A 16,964-nucleotide genomic window follows, 5' to 3' on the forward strand; every position below is an offset into this window, starting at 1 on the left:
GCCATGACCATGACCTTGAAAATGAATAAACCTGATTCCCGCCACCCCCTGGTGTCGGCGCGCTGGATGCTGCGCCTGTCCATGCTCAGTGTCGTCTTGCTGCTGGTCTGGGCGGCCGTGAGCCCCATCGACCAAGTCACCCGGGCGCAAGGCCAGGTGATCGCCGTTTCCCGTACGCAGTCGGTGCAGGCACCTGACGGCGGACCGGTCAAGCAGATCCTGGTCAAGGAGGGCGAGGCCGTCAAGCAGGGGCAGCTGCTGATGGTGCTGGAGCAGGACCGTATCCAGACCTCGCTCAACGACAGCCGCGCCAAGGTGGCCGCATTGCGCATCAGCCTGGCACGCCTGCGGGCCGAAGTCTACGGACAGCCGTTGGTGTTCGAGCCGGACCTGCTGGACTACAAGGAATACATCGCCAACCAGAAAGACCTCTACGTCAAGCGCAAGGCCCTGATCGACCAGGATCTGCAAGCCTTGCATGACATGCTCGGACTGGCCTCGCACGAGCTGGAGATGAACCGCAACCTGGAGAAGACCGGCGACGTCGGCCGCGCTGACGTGCTGCGCCTGCAGCGCAACGTGGCCGACATCCGCGCCCAGATCAACAACAAGCGCAACAAGTATTTCCAGGAAGCCCTGGTCGACATGACCAAGGTCCAGGAAGACCTCAACACCCAGCGCGAGCAGCTCGAAGACCGCAGCCAGGTCCTGGAGCATACCGAGCTGCGGGCGCCGGCCGATGGCGTGGTCAAGAACATCAAGCTCACCACCATCGGCGGCGTGGTCCGTCCGGGCGACGTGGTCATGGAGATCCTGCCGGTGGACAACCTCATCGTCGAGGTGAAGGTTTCTACCGCCGACTCCGCCTACGTCAAGACCGGCCAGCAGGCCAACGTGAAGCTTGATGCCTATGACTATTCGATCTACGGCACCCTCAATGGCCAGGTCTACGTCAGTCCCGATACCTTGCTGGACGAAACGCGCCAGGGCGCCGTGCCGTACTACCGCGTGCACATCGCGCTGGAGGACGCCGTCTTCAAGGGCCAGAAAGCCAGTGCCATCCATGTCAAGCCCGGCATGACCGCCACCGTCGAAATCAAGGCCAACACCCGTACCGTCCTGTCCTTCTTGGTCAAGCCTATCGCCAAGACACTTCAGGAATCGATGGGCGAGCGCTAAGCAGCCAACCCGCGATTGCCCCACCTCTACCTACTACAAGGAAAATCCAATGAAACCCATCACCCTGCCCAAGCAACCCGCTCCCGATCCGGCCTATCTGCTGCCCTGGGCGGGCACGCTGGCGGTCTTCGCCATGTACGTGCTGGTCAACATCTGGCTCTACGAGCGCGTGATGCAGCTGATCCAGCACGTGGCCAACCCCTTCTTCGTCATGCTGCTGGTCGCCGTCACCGTTTGCGGCCAGTTGATGACCATCTGGCAGACCTGGCGCTTTCTGGGAGAGGCACGCTCCCTTGATCTTCTGACCCGGCGCCTGAGGTCGTCGGAAAACCAGGACCGCAAGACCAGGCTGGTCAATCTGGACGACAGCCTCAACAGCATTCCTGCCGGCCAGGACGTGCGTGCACTGTTCCAGAATCTGCTGCGCAAGGATGGCGAGGCGCTGGTCCATGATCCGGCGCGCCTGCAGCACCAGGCCGACAACTTCGCCCAAAGCATCCAGCGCCGTACCACCCTGGTCCAGTACATCGCCAACACCCTGATCGGCCTTGGCCTGTTCGGCACCTTCCTGGGCCTGATCGTGACCCTCAAGGAAGTGGCTGCCCTCATTGGCCTGTTCGGCGTGGCCGGCACCGAAGGCAGCGACATGATGGCGCAGTTCTTCCAGAAGATGAGCGGCCCCCTGGCCGGCATGGGCGACGCCTTCGTCGCCTCGCTGCTGGGCCTGGGCGGTTCCATCGTCAACAACGTGCAGCTGCTGGCTACCCGCAAGCTGCAACGTGTGCTGTGCAGCCGTGCCGAAGCCGCTTACATGAGCGTAGCCGATGCGGTCTGCGTTCCCGCCCAAGGAGAGGCAGGGGCGCAGCCTTCCCAGGCCGATTTCAATGACGGCAAGGTCCAGCTGCAGGAAATTCGTGCCATCCGCGCCGAAATGCATCAGCAGACCGAAGCCATCCTGCTGGCCTCATCCCGCATGCGCCAGGCCAGCGAGCCGCTGGTCAAGTGCCTGGAGGCACTGGAAATGCGCACCGCCGCCCAGGCCCAGGATCGCCCGCAACTGGAGCAGATCGCCGCCACCATGGAGCAGCGCCTGGCGGCCATGGTGCACAAGTTCGAAGACACGCAGCAGGCGCATCAGGGCTTGCTGGCCAGCGTGCGCGCCATGGAAGTCCATCTGGCCAGCCTGGCCGTCGGTCAGAGCGAAGTGAACGACGACCAGCGCAGCATTTCCCGCAAGCTGAGCGACCTGATCGCCGCCGCCACCCAGGATGCCGAACTGTCACGCCAGGCCATGCGCGAGCACGCCGACAGCTTGCGCAACGGCTTGGGCCAGGATCTGCGCCAGGTCAGCGAGCTGATCGACGCAACGCTGCGCGAGCAACGCGAACAAGGGGTGGTTCTCGGTGGCATCCAGAGCAGTGCCAGTGGCGCCCAGGTGGCGGTAGAAACGGTCGGTGCGCAACTGCTGCAGCAAGGCCAGCAGCTGCAGCCACAGCTGATCGATGTGATCGCCCGTATCGACAAGCTCGATATCAACCTCGCCAGTACCGCACAGTGGGCCATCGCCGAGGCCAAGGGCCTGGCCAGCAAGCCCGAACCGCATGCGCAGCCTGCGCCGCAGCAAGAGCTGCAGCGACTTTCCGGTGACGATCCCGACAGCCATTCCTGAGCCGCAGTAGCAGCAGGGGCCAACGCGAAGTTGGCCCTTGCCTGTCTGGCGCGCCGGTTTCGTCACTTATTTCATTCATTACTCCTTTCATAGACCAAAGAGAAAGCACGCTTCGTATGTCCAATGATCAAAACAAGGATGCAACCAACCCGATCAGCAACAAGCAATTGGGCTCTGCCCCGCTCCCGTTGATCATGCCGGTAGCCCGGCGCAGCACCGTCGCCGTCACCGGCAAGTCTGGCAAATCGGCCAAGGCTGGCCAGCGCGACAAGGACCGGCCGGAGGCTGCGCAAGACGAGCCGGTCTCCGACCTCTCGGCCATGAATGACATGAACCAGCTGACCGAAGCCGAGGCCGCTGCGCGTGCGCAGGAAAGCGCCGATGCTGCCATGTCGGTGCGCCGGGGCGAGGCGAGTGAAGAGGAGGATGAAGCCGCGCAGGATCTCGCGCGCAGTACACAGCAGGACGACGCGCGCTTGCTGCTGGCCCAGGCAGGCAGCTCTTCTTCCGGAGGCCAGGCCGCAGCCGGCCAGTCCGGCGCCGATGCTCCGGTGAGCGTCGGCGAAGAACTGCTGCGCCAGGCCGCACCCTTGCCCGGCGCGCGCGAGAAATCCGGCGCCGACTGGTTCGAGAGCATGTTCGGCAAGGACTGGAAGTTGCCACTGGCCATCGGTGGCGGCGCCTTGGCCTTGCTGGGCCTGGCCTCCCGTGGCGGTGGCGGCAGTGCGGGCAATGGCGTAACCAATGACGCGGCCGATGCGGGAAGTACCCCGGCCGTCCCCAGCAACACCTGGAATCTGACCGTCACCCCTGCGGCTGGCAGCTTCATGGCAGGCGCCTCGGTGCGCGCCATCGCCCAGAAATGGGTCGGCGGCCAGTGGCAGGACATCACCAGCACCACCACGGTGGACCGCTTTGGCCGCATGAGCTTGAAGGTCGACAAGACACAGGTCACCGCGCAGGACATGGTGCGCGTGGTCATCCGCGATACCGGCAGCAGCGCTGACCATCGCGATGAAGTCGCCGGCCCGCTGACCCTGGGGTCGACCGACATGGTGGCGATCATCGGCAACGTCACCTCCGACCAGCAAGTCACCGTCAACCCGCTGACCACGCTGGCGGCTGGCCGCATTGGCCAGGATCTGTCGGCGGCCAACATCGAGGCCAAGGCCGTGGCCGGCGACGGGCTGTTCGCGCACGACATTGCAGTCTGGCCAACCAATGACATCAGCAGCATCGGTATCCGGCTCGATGGCCCGCAGCTGGACCTGCAGAAGGACAAGCTGGTCCTGGACGTGCCGCTGTCGCTCAACGCCAGCCTGGCTACGGTCAGCGGCAAGAGCATCGGCGGCGTCAACGGCTTGAGCTATGGCTATGACGCCAGCACCCATGTGCTGACCATCAGCAAGAGCTCGGGCGCGGCCATGAGCGGACTGGATGCGCGTGCCATCGTGAAGGCCATCCAGTACCAGAACGCCACGCCGAGCGCAGGCGACCGCAGTGCCACCATCACGCTCACCGATGTGGCCGGCAACAGCAGCAATACCGGCGCGACCTGGTCGGTGGATATAACAGCACCGGCCAGCCTCACCGGCACGCTGGTGATCAACAAGCAGATCAGCTACAAGATGCTGAGCATTCCGGACATCATGGGCAGCGCCAATACGCACAACCTGCACACAGGAGAGAGCGCCGATCTCACCAGCCTGTTGCCGGCCGGGATGACGCCGACCAGCTTCCTCTCTTCGCTCAAGGGTTTGTATACCGAATGGGGCGGCGTGACCATCACCAGCAACCCCAATACCACCATGAACAAGTACACCACCGTGTTCTCCTTCCCGGCAGGATTCGGCATGGATACCCCGTTCAGCCTGGTGCACCAGGGGGGAGGTGCAGTCAAGGGCGAGAACTTCAAGTTCAGCTCCCCCGATGGCACGAAGTTGTTGCTCAACGCTGTGGATGGCTTCTACATCCTCAATACGGATGTGTATGCTTTCAAGGCCGGGAACATGGTACAGAGCTATGACATCGGCAATGTCCGCCTGCTGTACCAGGTCACTACGGACAACCCCAATTCGCTGCCGACCATCAATGTCAGCTACGACGGCACCAAAGCCAGTGCAGGGGATGTGATCTCCCTGTACGAGGGCGACAAACTGCTGGGCAGCCGCATCCTCGGTACGACCGATGTCGGCAGTACTTCAGCGACCCTGGATGTGACGGTTGCCAGCAGCCTGGCTGCCGGCAACCACGTGATCACCCCCAGGTTCAGCGATCCGGCGGGTAACGTGGTGGTTGGCAATGACATCCGGCTTGCGATCACGGGCGATGCGGTGGCGCCGGTACTGAGCAATCTGCGCGTCAATGGCGAGACGCCCGACACCCAGCCCATCAATGGCTCGGCGACGAAGTACGCCATGATCGCGGAAACGCCCACCAGTCCGGTGACCCTGTCCGGCCTGGACCAGAACCTGACCTTCTCCGGCACGGTCGGGGGGGCAGGTGCCGATGACAGCTACCTTATCTCGGTGAGCATGGGCGGCAAGGTGATCCTCTTCAACGAGGTGAAGGCAGGTGACTTCTCGCTGACCACCCCGGCCAACATCCTGGCTCCGGGCATGTATCACGACCTGACCATCACGGCGACCAATATCAGCAACGGCGTCAACAACGGTCAGACCGCCATCGTCCAGAACCAGACACTGGGCTGGTACTGGGTGCCGCAGAAGCTCGACAGTCTGACCGGTGGTGCCGGTGACGACCAGATCCAGCTCGCAGTCACTACCGGTGGCATCAATACCGTGATACAGACCGGCCAGGGCAAGGACACGCTGACGTTGGGCGGATTCGGGACCAACGACTCCACCAGGCTGGTGGCCACTGTCTCTGATTTCACCTTGGGACAGGACAAAGTGAAGGTCTTCGGACAAACCATCACCAAGGACAACCTCAATACCTTCGTCACGGCCTCCGCCTACAACACCAGTTCCACCAAGCTGGTGGTGGATCTGGACGGTGCCGGAGCGGGGGGCACGAGTTACACCTTGTACCTGCAGAACGTGGCCTACAACCCCGGCAATACCCATACGATCTTCGGTGTGTGATGGCGCTGACCTGAACCGAGATCGTAGACCCGCAAGCGCATCGGCTCCTCCAAGGGCCGATGCCTGCGCCTCGACAGAAGGACATGGCAAACAGCCATGTCCGGTGTTTTTCAAACCAGTAGAAGGAGAAAAAATGGCAGCCCCATCCGCAGATACCGATGAACAAAACTTTTGGCCCGGCTATGTCGATTCCATGGTCAACATGGTCATGTACCTGTTGCTGTTGCTGTTGATCGCCATCCTGGCCATGGCCGTGATGTACTTTTCCATACGTGCCCGAGACGAGGCCAAGGATGCCAAGGCCACCGAAATGGAGGCGCCAGGCAAACCTTTCCCCAAGGCGCTGCCCGGCCCCAATGCGCTGGCACCGGTCAGTCCCAGTGCTGAGGAACTGCATGCCCAGATCGAGCAGATGCGCCAGACGCTCAACAACAACGAGGTCCGCTACAAGGCCGACGTGGCCGAGCTGAAGGAAAAGCTGCGCGAGAGCGACCAGCGCTTCAAGGCGTCCGGCCTGGCCAAGATCGAGAAGCCCAATCAGAAGGAGCGCGGCAACAACATGAAGTCCACGCCCGAAGCCGACCTGGCCAAGGAAGGCGCCTCCGAGCGCGTACTCAACGCCAGCGGCACGGCCGGGGCGCTGCCCACCGGCGTGGAGCAGTTTGCCTTGCGGCCCAGCGTGCTGATCGTGCGCTTCCGTCCAGGTACCGTGGACCTGAATCCGGACGAAGCCAGGCGCATGAATGAGACCTTCGTCAAGCACTTCGAATGGAACCCCGGCGTGGAACAGAACTTCACCATTTCCTCGGCGGCCGTCGAGGGCTTGTCGGAGTCCAACCGCATGGCCTTCTATCGCGTGGTGGCGGTGCGTAACCACCTGCTGTCCATCGGTGTGCCGGCGGCCCGCATCCGCCAGCGCATCGAACCGGTCCCGGCTGCCCGCCAGAGTGGCACGGAAGGCCTGGAAATCCGTATCCAGAAAAGCGAATGAGGACGCCTGATGTCTGACGCCGCAAGTTCCATCGAGGAAGCCCTGGTCGGCAAGACCACTTATACGCTGGACGTGACCCAGGCCGGGACCGCGCTGCGCAAGATTCCCATCGAAACCATCCGGGACGTGCGCAGCCTCGGCATCGACCTGTTGCTGGTGTTGCGCAGCGGCGGCCAGATCCTGCTGCGCGAAGGCGCGCTGGATGCGCTGGTGAACCCTGAGCGGCGCCTGGAGTTCAGTGATGGCGTACTGACGTTGCAGCAGATTTTCATGCAGAGCGAGCAGTTCGATTTCCTCAATCAATCCGGTTCCAGCCTCGGACACGACCACCCTGTGGCCGATGCCGGCGGCCGGCACTGGCCGGAGTGGGTGCCCGCTTCGCCTTATCCGTTCGGAGGTTGAACATGGATGCGCCCATTGACAATGACAATGACAACGCGCCGGGATATGCCGTCGGCGGCAGCAAACAAGCCATCGGCGAGCGCCTCAAGGCGACGCGCCATATGAGCGGCCTGAACCAGCGCGACTTTGCCAGTCGCCTGGGAACTTCCGGCGCCTACATCAGCTGTGTGGAATTGGGGCACAGCATGCCGGGTGGGCGTTTCCTGCGATCGCTGCACAGGGAGTTCGACGTCAACATCAACTGGTTGCTGACCGGTTTGGAACAGGAACTGCCGCCACGCCATGGCTTCCATGTCAAGGTACTCATCGGTGATTACATCCGCGCGACAGAACGCGGCAAGGCGCTGGTGATGGCGGTAGCGAGCTTCCTGGTCGCCAGGCGCGGCTGAATATCGCCGCATTGGCCATTGCCGTGCTTGCCTTCCGGCGGCACGGGTCAGGATAGCGTCAGCAGCACCGTGGGCAACAGGGGTACGGGCGGCGCGAGCGGGTGCGTCCGTACAGAGGAGAGGATATGTTCAGTGAAGAAATCGGCGTCCGGATCAAGGAGATCCGGCTCGCCCACGGCCTCAGCCAGCGTGAGCTGGGTCAGCGCCTCAGTACCTCCACCGGCCACATCAGCTGGCTGGAGGCCGGCAAGGCCATGCCCGGTGGCGAATTGCTGTTGCAGCTGTACCGGGAATTTGCAGTCGACCTCAACTGGCTGCTCACCGGCAGCGAGCCGGAAGTCCTGCCGCAGGAAAGCGATGCCGACGTGCGGCAGCTGATCGACCATTACTGCCGCACCGATGTGCAAGGCCGCGAGATCATCCGCAGCCTGGCCAGCTATGCCGGCCGCACTGGTACCTGAAAGGGCGCCTCCGCACACCTCTTCCTCTTGATGCAGGCGGGGCAGGGCGCCGCCCGATCATCTTCCCGCCGCATTGGCGGAGGATGCCTGCGTGGCGGCTGCCATGGTGGCTGCGCTTGCCTTGACGTCGCGGTTCAGGCGCCACACCAGCACCGAGGCCAGCAGCGTCGTGCCGACAATGACGTAACCGACCACATCGAAATGCTGCAGTTGGCCATTGGGCCCCAGGCTAACGATATGTCCCGCCACGATCGAGGCCACGCCACCCGAGAGCTGCTGGATCGACGAACTGATCGCATTGAAGGAGCCGCGCTGGGTGGTTGCCGGCACCGATGAGACCAGTGCCTGGAACGGGATCATGCGCGAGAAGATGCCCAGGAACAGCACTGCGTTCACCAGCACGATCATCGGCACCGTCACCGGCCCCAGATGGGTGTAGATCAGCACCATGATGATGGACAGCACCGCACCGAAGACGAAGACGCGGAACTTGCCCACCTTGTCGGCAGCGCGTCCGATCAGGGGACCGAAGGCGATGGTGCACAGGCCGGTCACCAGGTAGACCGTGGGCAGGTGATGCAGGTCGATGCCCAGGTTGCCCACCAGGTAGGCGCTGCTGAAGGGCATGAGCATGAAGCCGCCGGTCATCAGCAGCGCCGTGGTGGCAAAGGCGGTCAGGTAACGCGGTTCCGTGATGGTGTGATAAAGGTGCATCCATGCGGTGTGTTCCTGCTTGAGCTTGAGGTGGCCATCCACCGGTTGCATCTTGAAGCTGACCACCACACCACCCAGCGCGCCCAGCGCAGCCATGGCCAGGAAGGGGACATGCCAGTTCCACGCGTTGGAGAGGTAGAGCCCGATCGGAATGCCCAGCACCTGGCTGGCGGCAAAGGCGGTCTGGATGATCCCCATGACGCGTCCGCGCAGGTGCGGCGCGAACAGGTCGGCGGCGATGGCCAGGGTGATGGAGCCGATCACGCCGCCGAACAGGCCCGTGACGATGCGCGCCACCAGCAGGCTTTCGAAACTTTGCGCCAGGCCGCACCAGACGGTCCCCAGCACGAAGCCGCCATAGAAGAACAGCAACAGGCGCTTGCGATCGAAGCGGTCGGCAAAGCCCGCCGTGAGCAGGCCGGAGGCGCCGGCGCTGAAGGCATAGGCCGACACCACCAGCCCGAACTGCTGCGGCGTGATCTGCATGGCCGGCATGATCACTGCGCCCAGCGGCGACATCAGCATGAAATCAAGAATGACCGCAAATTGCAGGAAGGCCAGCAGGCCGACCACGGTCTTCTGGTAGCGGGTGAAGCCGGCCGGGGCGGCGGTATGGCTGGATGGGCTGGGCGGGTGCTGACTCAAAGGGGCTCCTTGGCGTAGGGGAGGCCGGCCTTGAGGCCGGCGCTGTCTTCGCGCCCTGGTCCGGGTGGGGGAATCAGGGCGCTGTGTCTGCGCTGACGGCTGGCCGCGCGCGATATTGTGCCGCCCGCAAGACATGGTGCATCAGGATCAACGCGCCAGACCGGGCAGGGCGGTTGCAAGAGTAGGCGCAAGCTCCAGCCAAGGCAAGTCGTTGATGTAAAGAGCGCACGGATGGTCAAGCCACGGTGGACTTGCCATCAGGCACATGAATGACGAAGGGCGAGACCCCCAGGCCCCGCCCCCAAACCGCAGGTTCTGCCCTGCTGCGGTGAAACTTCACTTCCCCATCACTGCTTGAGCAGGCTGCATTTGGAATCCGCCACCGTGGTGAAGGCTTGTTCACCCGGGATGGTTTCCAGCAACTTCAGGTAATCCCACGGCTTCTTCGACTCGGCAGGCGACTTCACCTGGTACAGGTACATGTCGTGGATATTGCGTCCATCCGCGCGGATGTAGCCCTTGTTGTAGAAGTCGTCGATGCGGGTCTTCTTCAACTGCGCCATGACCTTGGTGGCGTCATCGGTACCAATGGCTTCCACCGCCTTCAAGTAAGTCATCGTGGCCGAATACGCCGCTGCCTGGTGCGTGCTGGGCATTTTCTTCATCTTCTGGAAGAAGCGCTCGGCGAACTTGCGCGAAGGCTCGTCCTTGTCCCAGTACCAGCTGTCGGTCATCATCAGGCCTTCGGCATTGGCCAGCCCCAGCGCATGGATGTCGTTGATGACCATCAGCAGCCCCACCAGCTTCATGGTCTTGGTCACGCCGAATTCCTTGGCCGCCTTGATGGAATTGACCGTGTCCTCCCCAGCATTGGCCAGCCCCAGGATCTGTGCCTTGGAGGCCTGCGCCTGCAGCAGGAAGGAGGACAGGTCCGAGGACTGCGGCGGATGCTTGATCGAGCCCACCACCGTGCCGCCACTGGCCTTGACCACGGCACTGGTGTCATTGGCCAGCGAATGGCCGAAGGCGTAGTCGGCCACCAGGAAGAACCAGGACTTGCCGCCCTGCTTGATCACGGCGCTGGCCGTGCCCTTGGCCAGGGCCACGGTGTCGTACTCGTAGTGCACGGTGTAGGGCGTGCATTCCTCGTTGGTCAGGCGCGCGGTACCGGCCCCGATGTTGATGTAGACGCGCTTCTTTTCGGCCATCACCTTGTTCATCGACAAGGCCGTGGCCGAATTGACGCCGCCGATGAGCATGTCCAGGCCGCGTTCGTCAGCCCATTCACGGGCGCGGGTGGCGGCGATGTCGGCCTTGTTCTGGTGGTCCGCCGAGAGCACCTCGATGGGTTTGCCCAGCACTTTGCCGCCGTAGTCGGCCACTGCCATGCGGATGGCTTCGAGCCCGCCCAGGCCATCGGTGTCGGCATAGGGGCCGGACATGTCGGTGATGAAGCCGATGCGGACCGCGTCGTTGGACACCTGGGCCATGGCCGGCCCGGCAAAAATGCCTGCGATGGCGCAGGCGGCTGCCAGCTTGCGCAGCGTAGTCGATGGGTTCATGCGCTTGTCTCCTCGTTGTTATTGGCCGCCGGAAGCGGCTCAGGGTCATTCTCCGTGATCGGTACTTCAGCCGCGTCGCTCGGCCAGCAGCGACCTGGCGTAATCCACGCGCACATCGTGGCGTGCCACCATCTGCTGCACCAGCCATTCCATCTCGTGCGGCTCGGCACCGGCGGCCAGCGCAATATTGCGCGCATGCAGGGCCATGTGGCCGCGCTGTATGCCTTCGGTGGCCAGCGCGCGCAGGGCCGCCATGTTCTGCGCCAGGCCCACGGCCACTGCCACTTCGGCCAACTCCTGCGCCGATTGCACGCCCAGGATCTTGAGCGCCGCGCGTGCCGCCGGATGGGTCTTGGTGGCACCGCCCACCAGGCCCACCGGCATGGGAATCTCCAGCGTGCCCACCAGGTCGCCATCGGCAGCGATTTCCCAGTGCGTCAACGAGGTGTAGCGGCCATGGCGGCAGGCGTAGGCATGGGCACCGGCTTCCACGGCGCGCCAGTCATTGCCGGTGGCGACGATGACCGGATCGATGCCGTTCATGATGCCCTTGTTGTGGGTCGCTGCGCGGTAGGGGTCGACGGCAGCAAATTCATAGGCATCGACGATGCCATCGATGACTTCCTCGCCACTGTACGCGTTGGTGGCCAGCACCTCTGCAGAAACCTTCACCCTGGCCCTTGCCAGCCGCAGGTCGGCCAGGTTGGAGAGGATGCGCAGCCGCACCTTGCCGCCGGTGATTTCCTCGATATGGCCGGCCACTGCCTCGGCCATGGTGTTGACGGTATTGGCGCCCATGGCATCGCGCACATCCACGATCAGGTGGGTCACCACCATGGCGCCGCGCCGGGTGTCCGGGAAGACGTGCACCTCAATGTCCCGGCAGCCGCCGCCCAAGTCGTTGAGCAGCTTGTCGCGGCTGTTGGCGATGTCGATGATGGCCTGGCGGTCCTTGAGGATGGCCAGCCGGGCTCCATGCGGATCGGTCACCCCGAGCAGCTGGATCTGGGCGCGCATGAGCGGCGTGCTGCTGGAGGTCTGGAAGCCGCCGCAGGCCCGCACCAGCTTGGCCATGAAGGAGGCGGCGGCCACCACCGAGGGTTCTTCGACGGCCATCGGCACCAGCACGTCGCGGCCGTTGAGCTGGAAGTAGCCTGCCACGCCCAGCGGCAGCTGGAAGGTGCCGACCACGTTCTCGATCATGCCATCGGCCGTGGCCAGCGGCAGGCCGCCAGGTTGCCCCAGCAAGGCTTGCTCGCCTCCTCCCAGTCCGGCCAGGCGGGCGATTTCCGCCAGGCGCTGCGGCGGGGTCAGGGTGCGGAATCCGGGCAGTCGCGAATCGCTGGCGGAGTGGGTGTCACTGTGCATGCGCTTGTCTCTCTTTTGGTCGTGATATGAAAGCTTGTGAAAGGGCAGCGCTTGCAGCGGCCCTCTCCAGCGCTGGCAGAATAACAAGGGTGTACCATTACGCATGGGTACAGTTGGTGCCAACAGCGCTGCAACTGTACCCAAGACAATCCCTTTGCATTGCAGCAAGATTCGATCACCCATGGCCCCAGCCCCGACCCTCACCCTGACCCGGACACTGGTGGAACTGATCCGCCGCCAGATCACCGAGGGCGCCTATGCCCCGGGCAGCCGCCTGCCGTCCATTCGCGCGCTGGCGGACCAGCATGGCTGCGCCAAGAACACCATCGTCAACGTCTTCGAGGAATTGACGGCGCAGGGCGTGGTGGAGCCCCGGCGCGGCTCCGGCTTCTTCGTTTGTGCCACGCCGCCGCGTCCCAAGGAGGAAGAGGAGGGCAGCCTGAGCCGCGCCATGGACGTGGTCTGGCTCATGCGTGAACAGTTGAAGCACGACCCCGGCCACCTGCGCCTGGGCGATGGCTTCCCGCCGGTGGAGTGGCTGCACGACGTGCGGCTGGACAAGTTCCACCAGAAGGTGGTGCGCACCGGCATGGGTGCACTGTTCGGCTACGGCAGCCGCTTTGGCTACCTGCCGCTGCGCCAGCACCTGGTGCAGAAGCTGGCCCAGCATGGCATCGAGGCTGCTACCAGCCAGATCGTGCTGACCCATGGCGCCAACCAGGCGCTGGACATCGTGATCCGCAACTTCATCCGCCCCGGCGACCGCGTGCTGGTCGATGAGCCGGGCTACTACATGTTGTATGGCAAGTTGAAGCTGTCGGGGGCGCGCATCATCGGCATTCCCCGCCACGCCGACGGGCCCGACCTGGAGGTACTGGAGCGCGAGTTGAAGCGCCCGGGCAAGGCGCCCCTGTTCTTCACCCAGTCGCTGGCGCACAATCCCACGGCGTCCGACACCGCGCCCCACAAGGCCCACCAGATCCTGCAGCTGGCCGACCGCTACGATGCCCTCATCGTGGAAAACGATGCCTTCGCCGACTTCAAGCCCGCCACCGCGCCGCGCATCGCCACCCTCGACCAGTTGCGCCGCACGCTCTACATCGGCAGTTTTTCCAAGTCGGTCTCGGCGGCGCTGCGGGTCGGTTTCATCGCCTGTCACCGGGACCTGGCCAGCGACCTGGCCGACATCAAGATGCTGGTGCACATGAGCAGTTCCGAATACTGCGAGCGCACGCTCGATGTGATCCTCTCCGATGGCCATTTCAGCCGCCACACGGCGCGACTGCGCGATCGCCTGCAGCAGGCGACCGACGCCGCCTGCCGGCAGTTGCAGCAGCTGGGCGCGGAGCTGTTCTGCGCACCCCAGCAATCGATGTACCTGTGGGCGAGGTTTCCCGGCTTTGCCGACGCCAAGCCATTGGCGCAGGCCTTGCTGGCGCATCATGTGGTGTTGGCGCCGGGCAGCATCTTTCATGTCGAGCCTGAGCAGGCAGTGCCCTGGTCGCGCTTCAACGTCGGCCTGCTGTCGGATCCGCGATTTGCCGCCGCGATGGCCGGCTTGCTGGATCGACAAGCCTGAATTCCCGCATGCTGGGGCGTTTTGCGGTGCATTTCCGTGCCCGCCGGAAGAGAGCCGCCATTGCACGTCTGTTCGGGGTTTAGTTGCCTTGTCCCGCTTGCCTGTGCGTGCCATAGTGCTCATCGATGGCAGTGGGGACTGCCGTCGTGACAACAATAATCAAGATGACAATGCGCAGGCGCCGCCCCGTAGCCTGCGCTAGGGACGGAAAACACATGAATATCCTTGGCAACATGAACATCGGCAAACGCCTGACCTTGGGCTTTGCCGTCATCCTGGCGTTTTCAGCGGTGGTGGCAGGCATCAGCCTGTGGCGGCTGGAGCAGGTCTCCACGGCCACGCGCGAGATGATGAATGACCCCCTCAAGACCGAGCGCCTCATGGGTGATTGGTACACCAACCTGACTGCCGGTATCCGCCGCACCCTGGCCATCGCCAAGAGCAGTGATCCGTCACTGGCAGCGTACTTCGCCGAGGAGGCAGCAGCCTCCACCAAGAGTTCATCGGAGTACCAGAAGCAGGTTGAAGGCTTGCTGGTCACCCCCGAAGAGAAGGCGCTGTTCCAGAAGATCGGCGAGCAGCGCAAGGTCTACCTGTCCTCGCGTGACCAGATCGTCAAACTGAAGGCGGCAGGCAACGTGGAAGAGGCCATGCGCCTGCTTGATACGGTGTTCGTGCCGGCGGCTGCGACCTACCAGAAGCTCATGCGCGAATTGGTCGACATCCAGCGCAAGGCCATCGATGATACCGCCAAGGAAATCGACAACATCGCCGCACAGAGCCGCATCCTGATCCTGGTGCTGGAGGGCCTGATCCTGTTGCTGGGCATCGTGCTGGCGCGCGCCTTGACGCTGGGCATCACCAAGCCCCTGCAGACGGCGGTGGTGGTGTCGCGCAAGGTGGCCGAAGGCGACCTGGCCACCGAGGTACAGGTCAAGTCAAGCGACGAGACCGGGCAGTTGCTGCAATCCCTGAAGGACATGAATGACAGCCTGCGCGGCATCGTCACCAATGTGCGCTCGGGTACCGACACCATCAGCACGGCCTCGGCCGAGATCGCCGCCGGCAACCTGGACCTCTCCAGCCGCACCGAGCAGCAGGCCAGTTCGCTGGAAGAGACCGCGTCGGCCATGGAAGAACTGATTTCCACCGTGCGCCAGAATGCCGACAATGCCCGCCAGGCGGCGCAGCTGGCGCAATCGGCCTCCAGCGTGGCCGAGCAGGGCGGTGGCGTGGTCAACCAGGTGGTCGATACCATGGGCGCCATCAATGCGTCCTCGCGCAAGATCGTGGACATCATCAGCGTGATCGATGGCATCGCCTTCCAGACCAACATCCTGGCGCTCAACGCCGCGGTGGAAGCCGCGCGTGCCGGTGAACAGGGACGCGGTTTTGCGGTGGTCGCTTCGGAAGTGCGTTCGCTGGCCCAGCGTTCGGCGTCTGCCGCCAAGGAGATCAAGGAACTGATCAATGACTCGGTGGAAAAAGTCGGCGACGGCAGCCGCCTGGTCGAGCAGGCCGGCGCCACCATGCAGGAAGTAGTCAGCAGCGTGCGCCGCGTTACCGACATCGTCGCCGAGATCAGCGCGGCCAGTGCCGAGCAGACCAGCGGCATCGAGCAGATCAACCTGGCCATCACCCAGATGGATCAGGTGACCCAGCAGAATGCAGCGCTGGTGGAGCAGGCGGCTGCGGCTGCCGCTTCCATGCAGAACCAGGCGGGACGGCTGGCGCAGATGGTCAGCGTGTTCCGGGTCAGTGAAGGGGAAGCCGTGGTGCGCCGGGAGATCGATGTGACCCCGGCCAGCCCGACGCTGCCGCACTGAGCCTGCTTCAGCGCAGGCCCGCGCCGGTCTGCTTCCAGTAGTCCGGCTGCGCATAGGCATGCCGCAGGAAATCCACGAAGGCGCGAATGCGCAGCGGCAGGTGCCGCCGCTGTGCAAACACCGCGTAGATGGAAGGTGCCGGGGCGGCGAATTTGTCCAGTACCGTCACCAGTTCGCCCGCCTCGATGGCCGCGCCCACTTCCCACATCGAGCGCCAGGCCAGGCCGCGCCCGGCCAGCGCCCAGTTGTGCAGCACCTCCCCGTCATTGCAGACCATGTTGCCCCCGACCTTGTAGACGCTCACCTTGCCGGATTGCTTGAGCGTCCAGCCACGCTGGCTGCCTTCGCTGCTCATGGCCAGGCAATTGTGGCGCACCAGTTCATCAGGACTGGCCGGCGTGCCATGACGGCGCAGGTAGGACGGGGCGGCCACGATCACGCGATGGTTCTCGGCCAGCTTCACGCTCACCAGGTTGGAGTCCGTCAGGGTGGCGATGCGGATGGCCACGTCGATGCCTTCACCGATGACGTCGGCAATACGATCATTCAGGTTCAGGGTGAGCGTGACATCGCGGTGCTCGGCCAGGAAGGAAGGCACCAGTGGTGCCACGTGCTGGCGGCCAAAGCCGGCCGGGGCCGAGATCAGCAATTGCCCGCTGGCACGGGCGCTGCGTTCGGACACCGCCGATTCGGCATCTTCCAGGTCGGCCAGGATGCGCTGGCAGTCCTCCAGGAAGGCCGCGCCCTCGTTGGTGAGCACGATCTTGCGCGTGGTTCGCTGCAGCAGTTTGACACCCAGGCGCTCCTCCAGCGCATCGAGGCGCCGGCCTATCATGGCCGGGGCGATGCCTTCCGCACGGGCGGCCGCCGACAGGCTGCCACGGGCGGCTACCTCGGCAAAGGTTGAAATCTGCTTGAACTGATCCATGCTGTCACCCTCCCAACGCCTTTCTATTGGCGGCAAAGCCGCGCCGCAACTGGCGCGGCGCGATGCGGCCATTATTGGCTCACTTGTGACTAAAACGCAAAGATAAATTGATAAAAGCTTTCACTCATATCGATTTGGTTTAAATAT

13 protein-coding genes are annotated in these 16,964 nt (G+C 63.7%); 9 read left to right on the forward strand and 4 right to left on the reverse strand.

What is annotated here, in order from left to right:
• Positions 1-21: 21 nt before the first annotated feature.
• From CEJ45_RS00410 to CEJ45_RS00440, 7 genes are all read left to right on the forward strand, one after another.
• Complete coding sequence (locus tag CEJ45_RS00410; protein ID WP_088753617.1) at positions 22-1,179, forward strand: beta-barrel domain-containing protein; 1,158 nt, start codon at positions 22-24, stop codon at positions 1,177-1,179.
• Between the two features lie 49 nt (positions 1,180-1,228).
• The gene (locus CEJ45_RS00415; protein WP_187697614.1) at positions 1,229-2,848 is read left to right on the forward strand and encodes a centriolin protein; all 1,620 of its coding nucleotides are present in this window, start codon (positions 1,229-1,231) and stop codon (positions 2,846-2,848) included.
• Between the two features lie 116 nt (positions 2,849-2,964).
• Positions 2,965-5,952: a hypothetical protein gene (locus tag CEJ45_RS24980; RefSeq protein ID WP_187697615.1), complete on the forward strand. Its 2,988-nt coding sequence runs from the start codon at positions 2,965-2,967 to the stop codon at positions 5,950-5,952.
• 133 nt (positions 5,953-6,085) lie between these two features.
• Positions 6,086-6,943: a vesicle formation protein gene (locus CEJ45_RS00425; protein ID WP_088753302.1), complete on the forward strand. Its 858-nt coding sequence runs from the start codon at positions 6,086-6,088 to the stop codon at positions 6,941-6,943.
• 9 nt (positions 6,944-6,952) lie between these two features.
• Positions 6,953-7,345, forward strand: coding sequence for a hypothetical protein (locus CEJ45_RS00430; RefSeq protein WP_088753303.1), 393 nt, complete (start codon positions 6,953-6,955; stop codon positions 7,343-7,345).
• 2 nt (positions 7,346-7,347) lie between these two features.
• A complete protein-coding gene (locus CEJ45_RS00435) occupies positions 7,348-7,734 on the forward strand; it encodes a helix-turn-helix domain-containing protein (RefSeq protein ID WP_088753304.1) in 387 nt (128 codons plus the stop codon).
• A gap of 125 nt (positions 7,735-7,859) precedes the next feature.
• Positions 7,860-8,195 carry a helix-turn-helix domain-containing protein gene (locus CEJ45_RS00440; protein ID WP_088753305.1) on the forward strand — a complete coding sequence of 112 codons (336 nt, stop codon included), beginning with the start codon at positions 7,860-7,862 and terminating at the stop codon, positions 8,193-8,195.
• A gap of 57 nt (positions 8,196-8,252) precedes the next feature.
• Here CEJ45_RS00440 and CEJ45_RS00445 read toward each other — a convergent pair whose 3' ends face one another.
• From CEJ45_RS00445 to CEJ45_RS00455, 3 genes are all read right to left on the reverse strand, one after another.
• On the reverse strand, positions 8,253-9,554 hold the full coding sequence (locus tag CEJ45_RS00445) for an MFS transporter (RefSeq protein WP_088753306.1): 1,302 nt from the start codon (positions 9,552-9,554) through the stop codon (positions 8,253-8,255).
• 347 nt (positions 9,555-9,901) lie between these two features.
• On the reverse strand, positions 9,902-11,116 hold the full coding sequence (locus CEJ45_RS00450) for an ABC transporter substrate-binding protein (RefSeq protein WP_088753307.1): 1,215 nt from the start codon (positions 11,114-11,116) through the stop codon (positions 9,902-9,904).
• 66 nt (positions 11,117-11,182) lie between these two features.
• A complete protein-coding gene (locus CEJ45_RS00455) occupies positions 11,183-12,484 on the reverse strand; it encodes a hydroxymethylglutaryl-CoA reductase, degradative (protein ID WP_088753308.1) in 1,302 nt (433 codons plus the stop codon).
• Positions 12,485-12,665: 181 nt separating this feature from the next.
• Here CEJ45_RS00455 and CEJ45_RS00460 point away from each other — a divergent pair, with 181 nt between their 5' ends.
• Entirely contained in the window at positions 12,666-14,063 is a 1,398-nt protein-coding gene (locus CEJ45_RS00460; RefSeq protein ID WP_088753309.1) for an aminotransferase-like domain-containing protein, read from the forward strand.
• 215 nt (positions 14,064-14,278) lie between these two features.
• The gene (locus CEJ45_RS00465; protein WP_088753310.1) at positions 14,279-15,889 is read left to right on the forward strand and encodes a methyl-accepting chemotaxis protein; all 1,611 of its coding nucleotides are present in this window, start codon (positions 14,279-14,281) and stop codon (positions 15,887-15,889) included.
• 7 nt (positions 15,890-15,896) lie between these two features.
• Here the strand turns inward: CEJ45_RS00465 and CEJ45_RS00470 are convergent, their stop codons facing one another.
• Positions 15,897-16,817, reverse strand: coding sequence for a LysR family transcriptional regulator (locus CEJ45_RS00470; protein WP_088753311.1), 921 nt, complete (start codon positions 16,815-16,817; stop codon positions 15,897-15,899).
• Positions 16,818-16,964: the final 147 nt, after the last annotated feature.

The organism is Herbaspirillum aquaticum (assembly GCF_002213425.1).
GTDB lineage: Bacteria > Pseudomonadota > Gammaproteobacteria > Burkholderiales > Burkholderiaceae_D > Herbaspirillum > Herbaspirillum aquaticum.